This window comes from Polaribacter sp. KT 15 (genome assembly GCF_900143115.1).
GTDB classification, from domain to species: Bacteria; Bacteroidota; Bacteroidia; order Flavobacteriales; family Flavobacteriaceae; genus Polaribacter; species Polaribacter marinaquae.
The window spans coordinates 1,005,438-1,020,443 of sequence record NZ_LT670850.1 but is presented as its reverse complement, the minus strand read 5'-3'; the positions used below and the strand labels follow the sequence as shown (position 1 = coordinate 1,020,443).

11 protein-coding genes are annotated in these 15,006 nt (G+C 32.8%); 9 read left to right on the top strand and 2 right to left on the bottom strand.

All coding sequences use genetic code 11. The features are described 5' to 3' along the window. Positions 1 to 31: 31 nt before the first annotated feature. Positions 32 to 1,624 (top strand): NADP-dependent glyceraldehyde-3-phosphate dehydrogenase, encoded by a 1,593-nt coding sequence (locus tag B5464_RS04780; RefSeq protein WP_079737426.1) that lies wholly within the window; start codon positions 32 to 34, stop codon positions 1,622 to 1,624. 57 nt (positions 1,625 to 1,681) lie between these two features. Here B5464_RS04780 and B5464_RS04775 read toward each other — a convergent pair whose 3' ends face one another. Further along, entirely contained in the window at positions 1,682 to 2,509 is an 828-nt protein-coding gene (locus tag B5464_RS04775) for a universal stress protein (RefSeq protein WP_079737425.1), read from the bottom strand. Between the two features lie 176 nt (positions 2,510 to 2,685). Here B5464_RS04775 and rimP point away from each other — a divergent pair, with 176 nt between their 5' ends. The 3 genes from rimP (at position 2,686) to infB (ending at position 7,333) form a co-directional block, all read left to right on the top strand. Beyond that, a complete protein-coding gene (rimP, locus tag B5464_RS04770) occupies positions 2,686 to 3,147 on the top strand; it encodes a ribosome assembly cofactor RimP (RefSeq protein WP_079737424.1) in 462 nt (153 codons plus the stop codon). Between the two features lie 12 nt (positions 3,148 to 3,159). Then, positions 3,160 to 4,416 (top strand): transcription termination factor NusA, encoded by a 1,257-nt coding sequence (gene nusA / locus B5464_RS04765; protein WP_079737423.1) that lies wholly within the window; start codon positions 3,160 to 3,162, stop codon positions 4,414 to 4,416. Positions 4,417 to 4,486: 70 nt separating this feature from the next. Then, positions 4,487 to 7,333, top strand: coding sequence for a translation initiation factor IF-2 (infB, locus tag B5464_RS04760; RefSeq protein WP_079737422.1), 2,847 nt, complete (start codon positions 4,487 to 4,489; stop codon positions 7,331 to 7,333). A 74-nt stretch (positions 7,334 to 7,407) separates the two neighbouring features. Here the strand turns inward: infB and B5464_RS04755 are convergent, their stop codons facing one another. After that, positions 7,408 to 7,776 carry an SPOR domain-containing protein gene (locus B5464_RS04755; protein WP_079737421.1) on the bottom strand — a complete coding sequence of 123 codons (369 nt, stop codon included), beginning with the start codon at positions 7,774 to 7,776 and terminating at the stop codon, positions 7,408 to 7,410. A 199-nt stretch (positions 7,777 to 7,975) separates the two neighbouring features. On the opposite strand from B5464_RS04755, the gene B5464_RS04750 reads away from it, so the two are divergent. The 5 genes from B5464_RS04750 (at position 7,976) to B5464_RS04730 (ending at position 15,003) form a co-directional block, all read left to right on the top strand. Then, positions 7,976 to 9,277, top strand: a complete 1,302-nt coding sequence (locus B5464_RS04750) for a c-type cytochrome (RefSeq protein ID WP_079737420.1) — start codon at positions 7,976 to 7,978, stop codon at positions 9,275 to 9,277. Between the two features lie 88 nt (positions 9,278 to 9,365). Beyond that, complete coding sequence (locus tag B5464_RS04745) at positions 9,366 to 12,428, top strand: TAT-variant-translocated molybdopterin oxidoreductase (protein WP_079737419.1); 3,063 nt, start codon at positions 9,366 to 9,368, stop codon at positions 12,426 to 12,428. Between the two features lie 22 nt (positions 12,429 to 12,450). Then, positions 12,451 to 13,914 (top strand): NrfD/PsrC family molybdoenzyme membrane anchor subunit, encoded by a 1,464-nt coding sequence (gene nrfD, locus B5464_RS04740; protein WP_077810259.1) that lies wholly within the window; start codon positions 12,451 to 12,453, stop codon positions 13,912 to 13,914. 2 nt (positions 13,915 to 13,916) lie between these two features. Beyond that, positions 13,917 to 14,444, top strand: a complete 528-nt coding sequence (locus B5464_RS04735; protein ID WP_079737418.1) for a DUF3341 domain-containing protein — start codon at positions 13,917 to 13,919, stop codon at positions 14,442 to 14,444. A gap of 10 nt (positions 14,445 to 14,454) precedes the next feature. Next, positions 14,455 to 15,003: a cytochrome c gene (locus tag B5464_RS04730; RefSeq protein ID WP_231963650.1), complete on the top strand. Its 549-nt coding sequence runs from the start codon at positions 14,455 to 14,457 to the stop codon at positions 15,001 to 15,003. The last annotated feature ends 3 nt before the right edge of the window (positions 15,004 to 15,006 follow it).

The window sequence follows — 15,006 nt, the reverse complement described above, 5'->3', positions numbered from 1 at the left end:
TTAATTAGAGATAATTTATAAAATTACATGTATGAACTATACGTTTAAAGAAATACCAAACGAATATAAAATTAATGAGACTTTAAGTCAAGATACTTATTTAATTAACGGAGAATTAAAAAAGTGGAATGGTGATAAAGCGGATGTTTTTTCTACTATTTCATCAACAGAAGAGTACAAACCAACTTTGTTGGGTTCTGTGCCAAATTTATCTGAAAATGAAGCGTTAGAAGCCTTAAACGCTGCTTCGAATGCTTATGCAAGAGGGCAAGGTTTATGGCCAACAATGAAGGTAGAAGGTAGAATTGCTGCTATGGAGAAATTTGTAGCACAAATGAAAACAAAAAGAGAAGAGATCGTTAAGCTTTTAATGTGGGAGATTGGAAAATCTTTACCAGATTCTGAAAAAGAGTTTGATAGGACAATAGAGTATATCTACGATACCATAGAAGATTACAAACAAATGGATAGAGATTCTGCTAAGTTTGAAAAAAATAGCGGAGTACATGCGCATATTAGACGTGGACCATTAGGTGTTGTTCTTTGTTTAGGGCCTTACAATTATCCTTTAAATGAAACTTTTGCGTTGTTAATTCCTGCTTTAATTATGGGAAATACAACTGTTTTTAAGCCAGCAAAACATGGTGTGTTATTGTTAACTCCTTTGTTAGAGGCTTTTCAAACAAGTTTTCCTGCTGGTGTAGTAAATATAATTTACGGTAGAGGTAGAACGTTAGTTACCCCAATAATGAAAACTGGTTTAGTAGATGTTTTAGCTTTAATTGGAAATAGTAAGTCTGCAAATGCTATTCAAGCAAATCATCCGCAGAAAAATAGATTGCGTTTAATTTTAGGTTTAGAAGCTAAAAATCCTGGAATTGTTTTGCCAGAAGCAGATTTAGATTTGGCAATTAACGAATGTTTGGCGGGTTCAACTTCTTTTAATGGGCAAAGATGTACTGCTTTAAAAGTATTATATGTTCATGAGGATATTGTTGAAGAGTTTAATAAAAGGTTTGCAGAACGTGTAGATGCTTTAAAGTTTGGTAATCCTTGGGAAGAAAGTGTTAAATTAACTCCTTTGCCAGAACCAGGAAAACCTGCTTACATTCAAGAATTAATTGATGATGCTACTGATAAAGGAGCAAAAGTATTGAATAATAATGGAGGGAAAACATCAGAAAATTACATTTTTCCTGCAGTTTTATACCCGGTTTCTAAAGATTCTAGAGTTTTTGAAGAAGAACAGTTTGGGCCAGTTATTCCGATAGTGTCTTTTAAAGATGTGCAAGAGCCTATAGATGATATGGCTGCTTCTAACTACGGACAACAAGTAAGTGTATTTGGTAGCAATGTTAAAACTTTAGCGCCTTTAATTGATACGTTGGTAAATTTAGTTTGTAGGGTTAACTTAAATAGTGCAGCACAAAGAGGGCCAGATGTGTATCCTTTTACAGGTAGAAAAGATTCTGCTGTTGGAACTTTAAGTGTTCATGATGCTTTGCGTTCTTTTTCTATAAGAACTTTTGTAGCAGCAAAAGATACAGATTATAATAAGGCTATTTTACAAGAAATTTTAGATCAGAAAAACTCTAATTTTATAAGTACAGATTACATATTATAAACATTAATTTAGATAAAAAAAGCTACTAATTCATAAGATTTTAGTAGCTTTTTTATTTTAGACTTTAACTGTAAACATCGGTTTTAAAGCTTTTTTAGATAAGTTTTTGGTAACACTTCCTGTAAAAAGGTGAGATATACCACTTCTACCGTGAGTGCTTAAAGCTATTAAGTCTGCTTTTTTCTCTTTTGCATAATTAAGAATTCCTTTTTCTACAGAAACATCGTTGTATATGTTTATTGTGTGTTTAGGTAGATTGTAATCTTTTATAAAAGTTTTTACTTTCTCTTTTGCATTAAATGTGCTTTCAAATTGAGAAGGTGTGTTAATTTTTAAAAGATGAATTTTACTATTAAAAGCATTTGCAAAATTGAGGAATTTACTAAAAACCTCTTTGTTTTCTTCTTTAAAATTCGAAGCAAAAACTAAGTTTTTTAGTTTAATTTTCGCATCATCTTTTTTAACAACAATTACAGGAGTTTTAGAGCTTCTAACAACCTTTTCTGTATTTGAGCCAATCATAATTTCTTCAAATTCAGAATGTCCTTTAGATCCCATTATAATTAAATCTGCGTTAATTTTTTCTGCATATTTTTTAATACCATCAAAAGGATTACTTAATTTAATAAAGTATTCTACATTCATTTCATCAGTAAAAAAAGTGTTTTTAAAAGCTACTATTTTTTCTTTTGTTTTTCGAAGGTATAACATGCTTTCTGGAATGCTAAATTTACTACCAGAACCCATGTCTATAACTCCTGTAGGTAATTCTATGAGGTGAATTAAATAAATTGAAGCACTCGTTTTTTCAGCAATTTTAGCAGCCATTTTAGCTGCATATTCAGACGGTTTTGAAAAATCTATTGGAACTAAAATTTTTTTCATGATATAGAATTTTAAATTAGAAAAGAGCGTGTATCTAAAGTTACGAAAAAATTTTGAATTCGACTTGGTTTGGTAAATCGTAAACAATTCGTATATTTGCACCGAAATTTATAGTAAATGAAGAAGGAAGGGGACTCAAAAGTCCCCTCTTTTTATACTTTATTTTAAGGTTTAAGATGGAGCAAGAAAAAATAAAAGACTTAGTAGAAGAGGCGTTGGCAAGTAATGACTCGTTGTATTTAATAGATTTATCTATTTCTGCAAACAACAAAATACAAGTTGTAGTTGATGGTGATAAAGGTGTTCCATTAAGCGAATGTATAAGAATTAGTAAAAATATAGATGGTAATTTAGATAGGGAAGAAGAAGATTTCTCTTTAGAAGTAACCACGCCAGATATTGCTCATCCATTAAAGGTGAAAAGGCAATATCTTAAAAATATTAATAGAATTCTTAAGGTAAAAACAGCAGAAAAAGAGTTTGAAGGAACTTTAACAAATGCAACAGAAGACAACATTGTCTTACAATGGAAGGCAAGAGAACCAAAACCAATTGGTAAAGGAAAAGTTACGGTACAAAAAACAGTAACATTAGAGTATAAGGAGATTAAAGAAGCAAAAGTGAAAATTGTATTTTAAGCAAAAGATGTAATGGAGAATATAGCATTAATTGATTCGTTTTCAGAATTTAAAGATAATAAAAGTATAGACAGAGTAACACTTATGTCTATTTTAGAAGAAGTGTTTAGAGCTACTTTAAAACGAAAGTTTGGGTCTGATGATAATTTTGATATTATTATCAATCCAGATAAAGGAGATTTAGAGATTTGGAGAAATAGAGTAGTGGTTGCAGATGGTTTTTCTGAAGATGATAACGAAGAAATAGAATTAGCAGAAGCAAGATTAATCGAGCCAGATTTTGAGATTGGAGAAGATGTTTCTGAAGAAGTTAAGTTAGTAGATTTAGGAAGAAGAGCAATTTTAGCATTACGCCAAAACCTAATTTCTAAAATTTATGAACACGATAGCACTAACATCTTTAAACAATTTAAAGATTTAGAAGGCGATTTATATAGTGCAGAAGTACATCACATTAGACATAATGCAATTATTTTGTTAGATGATGAAGGTAATGAGATTGTATTGCCAAAAAGTGAACAAATACGTTCAGATTTCTTTAGAAAAGGAGATTCTGTAAGAGGAGTAATTAAAGCAGTAGAATTAAGAGGTAATAAACCTGCAATAATTCTATCTAGAACCTCTCCGGCTTTTTTAACAAAATTATTTGAACAAGAAATTCCAGAAGTATTTGATGGTTTAATTACTGTTGAAGGTGTAGCAAGAATACCAGGAGAAAAAGCAAAAGTAGCAGTAGATTCTTATGATGATAGAATTGATCCTGTTGGAGCTTGTGTTGGTGTTAAAGGTTCTAGAATACATGGTATAGTTCGTGAATTAGGTAATGAAAATATTGATGTTATCAATTACACTAAAAACGAACAACTATTTATTTCAAGAGCATTAAGTCCTGCAAAAGTGACTTCAATGGAAATTGAAATGTACGAAGAAGAGAAAAATGGTAAAAAAGGTCGTGTAAACGTACTTTTAAAGCCAGAAGAAGTTTCTAAAGCAATTGGTCGAGGTGGTGTTAATATTCGTTTAGCGAGTGAATTAACAGGTTACGAAATAGATGTTAAGAGAGAAGGTCTTGAAGAGGAAGACGTTGAATTAACAGAATTTGGTGATGAAATCGAAGCTTGGGTAATAAAAGAATTTAAAAACATTGGTTTAGATACTGCAAGAAGCGTATTAGAAACAAGTGTACAAGAATTAGTTAAGAGAACTGATTTAGAAGAAGAAACTATTTTAGACGTTCAAAGAATTCTAAAAGAAGAATTTGAAGATTAGTTTGTGAAATAGTGAAAGAGTAATCGTAAAAAAGTATATTTTTACAAAATTAAAGGCTAAAAAATAATATATGTCTGAAGGCAAAACAACGAGGCTTAATAAAGTTTTAAGAGAATTAAATATCTCTCTAGATAGAGCAGTAGAATATTTAGCAGATAAAGGTCATGAAATAGAATCAAGACCAACTACTAAAATTTCTGGTGAGGTCTATCAAGTGCTCCTAGATGGTTTCCAAACAGATGCTAGCAAAAAAGCTGCATCTAAGGAGGTTGGTGAAGAGAAGCGTAAAGAGAAAGAAGCTATTCGTGCAGAACTAGAAGCTAAGCAAGAGAGAAAAAGAGCAGAAGACGCTAAAAAAGAAGAAGTTCTTAAAGCTAAAGCCGAAAAACTAGAGTTTAAAACTGTTGGTAAAATTGATATTGATAATATTGGTAAGCCTGCAGCAAAAAAACAAGAAGTAGAGGCTAAAGAAGAAGCACCAAAAGCAGAAGCGCCAAAAGTTGAAAAACCAACGGAAGTTGAAAAGCCTAAAGAAGAAGTAAAAAAGGAAACTGAACCTGTTGCTAAACCATCAGAAGATAAAAAAGTCGTTAAAGAGGTAAAGGTAGATAAGCCTATTTCTTTAGTTGAAAAAGAAGCTTCTAAGGTTGCTAAAAAAGCAGAAGGTAAAAAGGATGCTACAAAAACTTCAGAAAAAACTGAAGAAGTAACTCCAGAAAATGCTGAAGCTATTAAAACTCAGTATAAGAAGTTAGACGGACCAAACTTTACAGGTAAGAAGATTGATTTAAAGCAATTCGAAAAGCCTAAGAAGAAAAAACCAGAAGCTAAAAAGGATGCATCTTCAGATCCAAGAAAAAAGCGTAAGCGTATTGTAAATAAAGCTGGTGGTAATGCTGGTAATAGAACTCAAGGAAACAGAGGTCCTGGTAATAGAGGTCCAGGAAACAATAGAGGTTCTTTCAATAAAGGTAGAGGTAATAATAGACCAGCTGCTGTTAAGAAAGAAGAACCAACAGAAGCAGATATCCAAAAGCAGGTTAGAGAAACTCTTGAAAAACTTCAAGGGAAATCATCTAAAGGTAAAGGAGCTAAATATCGTAGAAATAAAAGGGATGCTCGTAGAGAGCAGTCTGAAGCAGAACAAGAAGCACAGGCATTAGACAACAAAGTTTTAAAAGTAACAGAATTTGTTACGGTAAGTGAAGTTGCAACAATGATGGACGTACCTGTTACTAACATTATTTCATCTTGTATGATGTTAGGAATGATGGTAACAATGAATCAGCGTTTAGATGCAGAGACTCTTGTTATTGTTGCTGAAGAATTCAATTATAAAGTAGAATTCATTGGTGCAGAAGTAGAAGAATCAATCGAAGAAGTTGTAGATAAGCCAGAAGATTTAATTAGTCGTGCGCCAATTATTACGGTAATGGGTCACGTAGATCACGGTAAAACATCTTTATTAGATTATATTAGAAAAGCAAATATTGTAGACGGAGAAAGTGGAGGAATTACACAGCATATTGGAGCATACTCTGTTAATGTTGGTGATGAAAAAATAGCTTTCTTAGATACACCAGGTCACGAAGCCTTTACGGCAATGCGTGCACGTGGGGCGCAAGTAACGGATTTAGTAATTATTGTTGCTGCAGCAGATGATGATGTAATGCCACAGACAAAAGAGGCAATTTCTCATGCACAAGCAGCAGGAGTACCAATTATATTTGCGATTAACAAAATTGATAAGCCAAACGCTAATCCAGATAATGTTAAGACACAATTATCTGCAATGAATTTGTTGATAGAAGAATGGGGTGGAAGTATTCAGTCTCAAGATATATCAGCAAAAACAGGTCAAGGTATTGAAGAGTTGTTAGAAAAGGTTTTATTAGAAGCAGAGATTTTAGAATTGAAAGCAAACCCTAATAAAAATGCAGTTGGTACAGTTGTAGAAGCACAGTTAGATAAAGGTAGAGGTTATGTAACAACTATTTTAGTACAGGCTGGTACTTTAAAAATTGGAGATTATATTCTTGCTGGTAAAAACAGTGGTAAAGTTAAAGCCATGTTTGATGATAAAGGAAGAAAATTAAATGAAGCAGGTCCTTCAACTCCAGTATCAATTTTAGGTTTAGACGGTGCGCCACAAGCGGGTGATAAGTTTAACGTATTTGAAGATGAAAGAGAAGCTAAACAAATAGCATCTAAGAGATCTCAATTACAACGTGAGCAATCTGTAAGAACTCAGAAAACATTAACGTTAGATGAAATCGGACGTAGAATTGCGTTAGGAGACTTTAAAGAATTAAATATTATCTTAAAAGGTGATGTTGATGGTTCTGTAGAAGCTTTAACAGATTCTTTCCAGAAATTATCTACAGAAGAGATACAAGTAAACATTTTACATAAAGGTGTTGGTGCTATTACAGAAAGTGATGTTTTATTAGCAACAGCTTCAGATGCAATTATTGTAGGGTTTAATGTGCGTCCGCAAGGAAACGCAAGAATGGTAGCAGATAGAGAAGAAGTAGATATTAGAACATACTCTATTATTTATGATGCTATTAATGATCTTAAAGATGCAATGGAAGGAATGTTATCTCCTGAAATGAAAGAAGAAGTTACAGGTAATGTCGAAATTAGAGAAGTTTATAAGATTTCTAAAGTAGGTAACATTGCAGGTTGTATGGTTATGTCTGGTAAGATTTATAGAGATTCTCAAATTAGAATTATTAGAGATGGAATTGTTGTACATGACGGAACATTAACTTCTTTAAAACGTTTTAAAGATGATGTTAAAGAAGTAGCTAAAGGTTACGATTGTGGTCTTCAGGTTAAGAATTACAATGATATTGTAGAAGGTGATGTAATTGAAGCTTACAAAGAAGTAGCAGTAAAAAAGAAGTTAAAATAAACTGATTTTAACCAAATATAAAAGCCGAAATTCTTCATTGAATTTCGGCTTTCTTTTTCTGATATTTTAGACATTTATTTTTTCATAGGTACTACAATTGTACCAGAAAATTCTTTTTTAAATATCAAATTAGCTCTGTCTGCTTCTAGTTTTGTTTTGTAGTTACCAACTTGCACTTTCCAGTCTGGGTTGTTGTATACAAGCTTCGTGTAAACTCTAGGATAAAGAACTTTAAAACGTGCGTGTTTAGACCTTGCAGTTCGTTCATTTCCGTAATAAATTTGAATGCTGTAACCATAACCATTAGACTTGTTATAACTTCTTTTCTTTTCTAATAAATTAGTTACTTCTTTGTCTTTTTTAGTTGAGTTTTGGGCATTTAAATTACCAATACTTACAAATAAACAGAACAAAAATATCTTTAAAAACAGTGTGTTTTTCATAATCTTAAATGTTTCTGCAAAAATAACGACTTGCTAAAGAATAAATTGAGTCTTTTCCTTATTTAGAATTATTATAAATTGATATTTAACATTCTATTAGCTTTTCAAAATTTAGCAATATGTAGTACTTTTGTTGAACTGTTCAAAATGTGTTTTTTGAACGAATTTATACACAATACTAAAATTATAGTTTGTAAATATGAAAAGTGTAACATTGCATAGTAGACTAAACTCTGTACTTCTAAAAAGTCTTACATTACTTTTGTTTTTTGCCTTTAGTGCATCAACTTATTCGCAAGATGTTGATGAGGCTCGTCAGAAAGAAGGTAGAAAATTATTTAAATCTTTATGTGCTTCTTGTCATAAGTTGGATAAGAAATTAGTTGGACCAGCTTTAGGTGGTGTAGAAGAGCGTAGAGATAATTCTTGGTTAAAATCTTGGATTAAAAACAATGCTGAATTTCAAAAAGTGAATGCAGATGCTGCAGAAGCTGCGCAGTACAGTGCAACTGCAATGAATGCATTTCCTCAATTAACGGATGAAAATATTGACAATATTTTATATTACACAACTGTTGGTGATATAAAAAAGGCTGCAGCTCCTGGAGCTGGAGGTGCTACAACTCAAGTATTAGAAAAAAGTGGTGCGCCAGATTGGTTAATTTATTTCTTAGCGGCAGCAATTGTTGTAGCGTTTTTAATGATCGCAAGTTTGTTAAAACAAGTTAGTGAGTTAAAAGGAAGTAAGAAGTCGGGTGTAGAGTCTAATTTAAGAAGAGATTTACAAGAGCTTTGGGTTGGTGTTAAAGAAAATACTTTCTTAAAAGTTTTAGGTACTATTTTAGTTTTATTGATTGGTGCTTACGTTGTTTTCGGTACAATGTTTAAAGTTGGTGTAGATCAAGGTTATCAGCCAATTCAGCCAATTGCATTTTCGCACAAGATTCACGCAGGTGAAAACAAAATAGATTGCCAATATTGTCACTCTTCGGCAAAACATAGTAAGCATTCAGGGATTCCATCTGTTAATGTTTGTATGAACTGTCATAAAGGTATTTCAGAAGTTGCTGAAGGAACTGAGATTCAGTGGAACGGTCAGACTTATGGTAAAGAGCAGTTAGATCAAGAGATTGCTAAAGTTTATAAAGCTGCAGGATGGGATCCAGATGAATTGGCTTATACAGGAGAGGAAAAGCCAGTAAAATGGATAAGAATACACAATCTTCCAGATTTTGCTTATTACAATCATGCTCAGCACGTAACTGTTGCAGGTGTAAAATGTCAAAAATGTCATGGTCCTGTAGAGGAAATGGATGAGATGTATCAATATTCTCCGTTAACAATGGGGTGGTGTATTGATTGTCATAGAGAGACGAATGTAGATTTAAAAGGAAATGAGTATTACGAAAAAATTCATGATCAGTTAGCTAAGAAATACGGTGTAGATAAAGTAACTATATCTCAGTTGGGTGGTTTAGAGTGTGGTAAATGTCATTACTAAACAAAGAATTAAAGATTCAAAATTAAAAGAGGAAAAAAATTGTTGATCAATTTTATAAATCTTTCAATCATTAAATAAAAAAGTATAAATGGCTTCAAACAAAAAATACTGGAAAAGTGTTGAAGAACTAAAAGATAGTTCTGTTGTTGAAACGCTGAGTAAAAATGAATTTGTAGAGAATATTCCTACAGATGATTTTTTAGGAGATAAAGAAACATTAGAGGCGTCTTCTACTTCTCGTAGAGATTTCTTAAAGTATGTTGGCTTTACTACAGCGGCAGCTTCATTAGCAGCTTGTGAAGGACCGGTTGTTAAATCGATTCCTTATGTTGTTAAACCAAATGATATTATTGCTGGTGTAGCAGATTGGTACGCTACTTCTATGGCAGATGGTTATGATTTTGCGAATATTTTAGTAAAAACTCGTGAAGGTAGACCAATTCAAATAATGCCTAATAAAGAAGCAAACGGGACAACAAGTGCTAGAGTGCAAGCTTCTGTTCTTTCTTTATATGATGAGAAGTTACGTTTGAAAGAACCTACCGAATCTGGAGCAGCTATTTCATGGGCTGAAGCAGATAAAGAAATAGGTCAAAAATTAAATAGTCTTAAAGAAGCGGGTAAGCAAGTTGTTTTGTTAACAGGAACGATGGCTAGCCCTTCTACAGATAAAGTTATAAGTGAATTCTTAACTACATATCCTAACGCTAAGCATGTTGTTTATGATGCTGTTTCAGAATCAGCAGCAGCAGATGCTTTTGAGAAAATGTATGGTAGAAGAGCTTTGCCAAATTATAAGCTTCAAAACGCTGAAACAATAGTTTCTTTTGGTGCAGATTTCTTAGGAGATTTTCATGGTGGATTTGAGAAAGCGTATATTGATGGTAGAAAACCAGAAACAGGTAAAATGTCTTACCATGTTCAGGTAGAAAGTAATATGTCTTTAAGTGGTGCCAATGCAGATAAGCGTTTGGTAGCTAAACCTTCTGATGTTGTTTTTTCATTGTTGAATCTTTATAAAGAGTTAACAGGAAATTCAGTAGCGTCTAATAGTACTCCTATTGATGCTGAAATTAAGAAATTAGCAAAAACATTAAAAAAGGCTGGTTCTAAAGGTGTTGTAATGACAGGTGTTAACGATGTTAATGCTCAATTGATTTCTTTAGCAATCAATCAATATTTAAGTAGTGAGATTTTAGATGCTAATAATTCTTTAAATATTCGTAAAGGTAATTTTAAAGATGTAGAAGCGTTAGTTTCTGATATGAAATCAGGTAATGTTGGTGGTTTATTAGCTGTTAATGTAGATCCTGCCTATACTTTGCCAAATTCAGCTGAGTTTACAGATTCATTAAGTAAAGTTGATTTAAAGGTTTCGTTGTCTGTAGAAAACAATGCTACAACAAATGCAATGGAATACGCATTGCCTGCACCACATTTCTTAGAATCTTGGGGTGATACTCAGTTTTCTGAAGAAAACTTCGGTTTAATGCAACCTACAATACAACCTTTATTCGACACGCGTCAAGTACAAGATACTTTATTAAAATGGTCTGGTAGTTCTACTACTTACTATGATTTCTTAAAGTCATTTTGGTCTGATAATGTTTTAGGTGGTTCGTCTTGGAATAAAGCTTTACATAATGGTTATTTCAGTAAAACTGTTGATGCTAGTTCTGTATCTGAATTTGTTTCAGAAGTTTCTATATCAGAAGTTGCATCAAACTTAAAAAAGAGTACAAAAGCTTCAGAAATGGAGTTGAATTTATATACTAAAACTGGTTTAGGAGACGGTAAACAAGCAAACAATCCTTGGTTACAAGAATTCCCTGATCCAATTACAAGAGCTTCTTGGGATAACTACTTAACAATGTCTATAGCAGATGCTAAAGCGTTAGGTTTTGAAAACCCTGTTAAAGATAACGGAGCAATTAATGGAGATTACGCAAAAGTAACCGTAAACGGTGAAGAAGTTGTAGTTCCTGTAATGATTCAACCAGGACAAGCAAAAGGTTCTGTAGGTTTATCATTAGGTTTTGGTAAAACATTCGGTTTAAAAGACGAAATGAAAGTTGGTGTTAACGCTTATCCTTTATACAAAGGAGGTAATAACATTCAATATAATGTTTCTATAGAAAAAGTATCTGGAACTCATAAGTTTGCTTGTACTCAAGTACAGAAAACAATTGCAGGACGTCACGATATTTTAAAAGTTACTTCATTAAAAGATTATAAGAATGTAGATCCAAAAGATCATCATCATGGTTGGAACAAGCCAGCTTATGTATCTTATGATCATAAAGAAGTAGAAGCTAATACAATAGATTTATGGGATGAACACAACAGAGAAGTTGGTCATCACTTTAATTTATCTATCGATTTAACTTCTTGTACAGGTTGTGGGGCATGTGTTGTAGCATGTCATGCAGAAAATAATGTACCAGTAGTTGGTAAAAATGAAGTAAGAGTTGGTAGAGATATGCATTGGTTGCGTATTGATAGATATTACTCTTCAGAAGTGGAAACTAGAGAAGAAGCAAAAGAATTAGGATTAAGTAGAGGAGCTACTTATGAGGCTTTAGAAACTGAAGCAGAAAATCCGGAAGTTACTTTTCAACCAATGATGTGTCAGCACTGTAATCACGCTCCTTGTGAAACTGTATGTCCAGTAGCAGCAACTTCACATGGTCGTCAAGGTCAAAATCAAATGGCGTATAACAGATGTGTTGGTACAAGATATTGTGCAAACAACTGTCCTTATAGAGTTCGTAGATTTAACTGGTTTAATTATGCAAATAATAACGAGTTTGATTTCAATATGAACAACGAGTACGGTAAGATGGTTTTAAATCCTGATGTTGTAGTGCGTTCTAGAGGAGTTATGGAGAAATGTTCTATGTGTATTCAAATGACACAAGCAACAATTCTTAAAGCTAAAAAAGAAGGTCGTAAGGTAAATGTTGATGAATTTGAAACGGCTTGTTCGTCTGCTTGTACTACAGGAGCAATGGTTTTTGGTGATGTTAATAACAAAGAAGATAAAGTAGCTGCATTAGCAGAAGATAAAAGAGCTTATAACGTATTAGATTACCTTCAAACGAAGCCAAATGTAATCTATCAAGTTAAAGTAAGAAACACAAACGAAGCGTAATTAATTTTTAAGATATAAAAACATGTCTCATTACGAAGCACCCATAAGGGAACCTTTAGTATTAGGTGATAAAAGTTACCACGATATTACCGAAGACATTGCAAAGCCTATCGAAGGTAAAGCAAATAAGAATTGGTATATAGCATTTTATATTTCTTTAGCAGCAATGTTATGGGGATTTGGATGTATTTTCTACACAGTAGGAACAGGAATTGGAGTTTGGGGATTGAGCAAGAACATTGGATGGGCTTGGGATATTACTAACTTCGTTTGGTGGGTAGGTATTGGTCACGCAGGAACACTAATTTCTGCAGTACTTTTATTATTCCGTCAAAAATGGAGAATGGCGATTAACCGTTCTGCAGAAGCAATGACGATTTTTGCTGTATTTCAAGCAGGATTGTTTCCAATTATTCACATGGGTAGACCATGGAATGCATTTTGGGTATTACCAATACCGAATCAGTTTGGTTCTTTGTGGGTAAACTTTAACTCACCATTGTTATGGGATGTATTTGCAATTTCTACATACTTATCTGTATCATTAGTTTTTTGGTGGACAGGTTTATTACCAGATTTTGCAATGATAAGAGACAGAGCTGTTAAACCTTTTCAGAAGAAAATATATGCTTTATTATCTTTTGGTTGGTCTGGTAGAGCAAAAGACTGGCAACGTTTTGAAGAAGTTTCTTTAGTACTTGCAGGTTTAGCTACACCTTTGGTATTATCTGTACATACGATTGTATCAATGGATTTTGCTACATCGATCAATCCAGGTTGGCACTCAACAATTTTTCCTCCTTATTTCGTTGCCGGAGCAATCTTTTCAGGATTCGCAATGGTACAAACATTATTAGGTATCATGAGAAAAGTTACTAATCTAGAAGATTACATTACTCGTATGCACGTAGAGTATATGAATATTGTAATTATCTTAACAGGTGGTATTGTTGCTGTAGCTTATGCAACTGAATTCTTTATCGCATGGTATACAGGTTCTCCTTATGAAAACTATACATATTTATCTGTAGGTGCTGCAACAGGACCTTATGCATGGGCATTCTATTCTTTATTATTCTTTAACATTTTAACTCCTCAGTTATTATGGTTTAAGAAAATTAGAAGAAGCTTTATATGGACTTTCGTAATCTCAATATTTATAAATATTGGTATGTGGTTTGAGCGTTTTGATATTATTGCGATTGTATTAAGTAAAGGTCATTTACCTTCTACTTGGTGGCGTTTCGAACCAACTTTTGTAGATGTTGGTATCTTTATCGGAACAATTGGATTTTTCTTTGTATTATTCTTATTATATGCGAGAACTTTCCCTGTAATAGCACAAGCAGAAGTAAAAACGATATTAAAGTCTTCAGGTGAATTTTACAAGAAGAGAAGCGAACAAGGTATTCCTACTAAACCAGCAATTGTAGTTAACAATACAGCTGTTAAAAAGGAAAACTTAGATAACAATATAAACGAATAAATATGGAAACTAATAAAGTTATTCATGCATTTTATACGGATGATGAAGTTTTAGTTGATGCAGTTAAAGCTGTTAAAGCAGAACACCATCATATCGAAGAAGTATTTTGTCCATTTCCTGTTCATGGTCTAGACAAAGCTATGGGATTAGCACCAACAAGGTTAGCTATTACAGCTTTCTTTTATGGTATTACTGGATTAGGAGTTGCAATTTGGTTAACAAATTATATAATGATTCAAGATTGGCCTCAAGATATAGGTGGTAAACCAAGTTTTTCATGGTTTGAGAACATGCCTGCTTTTGTACCAATTATGTTCGAATTAACGGTCTTTTTTGCTGCCCACTTAATGGTAATTACTTTTTACATGAGAAGTAGAATTTGGCCATTTAAAGAAGCAGAAAATCCAGATCCAAGAACTACAGATGATCATTTTTTAATGGAAATACCTGTACATAATAATGAGGAAGCTTTAACTTCTTTATTAGCTAAAACAGGAGCTGTAGAAATTAATGTAGTAGATAAGCACTAATAAATAGATAATGAAGAATTTAAAATTAATTATCGGTTTAATGGTTTTTACAAGTATTATTTCTTGTAACGACAATAAGAATAGACAAGTTCAATACATGCCAGACATGTATGAATCTATACCTTACAATGCAGACGGTGAAGAAAGTGTTAACGGTAACGTTGTAAACAGTAAACCTGTTGCAGGTACAATTCCAAGAGGCGGAGCACCAGCATATGATGTGCCTGATACTATTGAAGGATACGATACAGCTAAGGTTGATGTTAAATCTCCATTAGAAAAAAATGACGAGAACTTAGAAAATGGTAAAGCAATGTATACCATTTATTGTGTTTCTTGTCACGGTAAAAAAGGAGACGGTCAGGGTTACTTAGCAACCTCAGAAAAATTTGCAGGTGTACCAAATTATAAAGATAGAGATATTACAGAAGGAAGCATTTATCATGTACTTATGCACGGTAAAGGTTTGATGGGATCTCATTCTTCTCAATTGACTTATAAAGAGCGTTGGCAAATTGTTCAATACGTAGAAGTTTTACGTGCAGATTTGTTAAAATAAAAT

Excerpts from the sequence above, each read along its gene's own strand:
- B5464_RS04730 (WP_231963650.1), top strand. The coding sequence starts at position 14,455 with ATGAAGAATTTAAAATTAATTATCGGTTTAATGGTTTTTACAAGTATT.
- infB (WP_079737422.1), top strand. The coding sequence starts at position 4,487 with ATGTCTGAAGGCAAAACAACGAGGCTTAATAAAGTTTTAAGAGAATTA.
- B5464_RS04780 (WP_079737426.1), top strand. The coding sequence starts at position 32 with ATGAACTATACGTTTAAAGAAATACCAAACGAATATAAAATTAATGAG.
- nusA (WP_079737423.1), top strand. The coding sequence starts at position 3,160 with ATGGAGAATATAGCATTAATTGATTCGTTTTCAGAATTTAAAGATAAT.
- B5464_RS04735 (WP_079737418.1), top strand. The coding sequence starts at position 13,917 with ATGGAAACTAATAAAGTTATTCATGCATTTTATACGGATGATGAAGTT.
- B5464_RS04750 (WP_079737420.1), top strand. The coding sequence starts at position 7,976 with ATGAAAAGTGTAACATTGCATAGTAGACTAAACTCTGTACTTCTAAAA.
- B5464_RS04775 (WP_079737425.1), bottom strand. The coding sequence starts at position 2,509 with ATGAAAAAAATTTTAGTTCCAATAGATTTTTCAAAACCGTCTGAATAT.
- rimP (WP_079737424.1), top strand. The coding sequence starts at position 2,686 with ATGGAGCAAGAAAAAATAAAAGACTTAGTAGAAGAGGCGTTGGCAAGT.
- nrfD (WP_077810259.1), top strand. The coding sequence starts at position 12,451 with ATGTCTCATTACGAAGCACCCATAAGGGAACCTTTAGTATTAGGTGAT.
- B5464_RS04755 (WP_079737421.1), bottom strand. The coding sequence starts at position 7,776 with ATGAAAAACACACTGTTTTTAAAGATATTTTTGTTCTGTTTATTTGTA.
- B5464_RS04745 (WP_079737419.1), top strand. The coding sequence starts at position 9,366 with ATGGCTTCAAACAAAAAATACTGGAAAAGTGTTGAAGAACTAAAAGAT.